Genomic DNA, 833 nt, shown 5'->3' with positions numbered 1-833 from the left:
TTGATCGCATTGCTGATGCTCATGCTCAGCGCTTCTGAGACCTCATAGATGGCATCGTCATTTGGGGTGATGGTAAAGGTTGGCAGGATGCTGCTACCCGCTGGAATGCTCACACTAACCCCAGCAATGGCGTCAGCCACGCTGATGGTTTGCGTGCCATTGGCATCCGTAAAGGTGATGCTGTCGATGTCACTGGCATCAATGTCGCCAAGGTTTAAGGTGGCGGTGACGTTGCTGTCTTTGTCCGTCGCCCCTGTTTGGCTGATGGCAAAGACGATGCTGTCGCCTACACCTTCGGTGGCGCTGTCCGTCGTCGCTTCAATGCTCACCACAGGTATGGCATCACCCGCATCGTTAATCGTGCCGGTGCCTATCACGCCGCCAATCTCAAGCGTGGTGGTTTCATTGTTCTCAAGAATGGCATCAGTAAGCGCAGGATAGCTGACGGTAAAGTCAGTGACCCCAGCAGGGACGGTGATGGTGCCGGTGGCAGCGTCATAAGTGACGCCATCACTAAAGACTGGGGCGTTGGTAAAGTCGGTCACCTCTGTGGCGCTATTACCCGCCAAGTCAAAGTCATAGGTGACGTCGGCTTCGGTGACGCCATTGACGGTGACACTGTGCACGAGGGTATCGCCCTCGATGGCACTGGCGTCGCCAACTGTGACGGTCGGTTTGTCGCCCTCGTTTACGGTGCCGTCTGTCGCGTCTTCATCGAAGATGGTGGCGCTGTCGGTGGCGGTGCCAATGCTGGCGTTGATCGCATTGCTGATGCTCATGCTCAGCGCTTCTGAGACCTCATAGATGGCATCGTCATTTGGGGTGATGGTAAA

1 protein-coding gene is annotated in these 833 nt (G+C 55.9%); it reads right to left on the bottom strand.

Going from position 1 to position 833, the window contains the following annotated elements:
- A partial coding sequence (locus tag AAEY75_RS14090) for a hypothetical protein (RefSeq protein WP_352259905.1) occupies positions 1-833 on the bottom strand: 833 nt, incomplete at both ends.

It is taken from the genome of Psychrobacter sp. TB55-MNA-CIBAN-0194 (assembly GCF_040309505.1).
In the GTDB taxonomy this organism is placed as follows: domain Bacteria; phylum Pseudomonadota; class Gammaproteobacteria; order Pseudomonadales; family Moraxellaceae; genus Psychrobacter; species Psychrobacter fozii.
The sequence above is the reverse complement of the archived record's forward strand: the minus strand, read 5'-3'. Positions and strand labels throughout refer to the sequence as shown.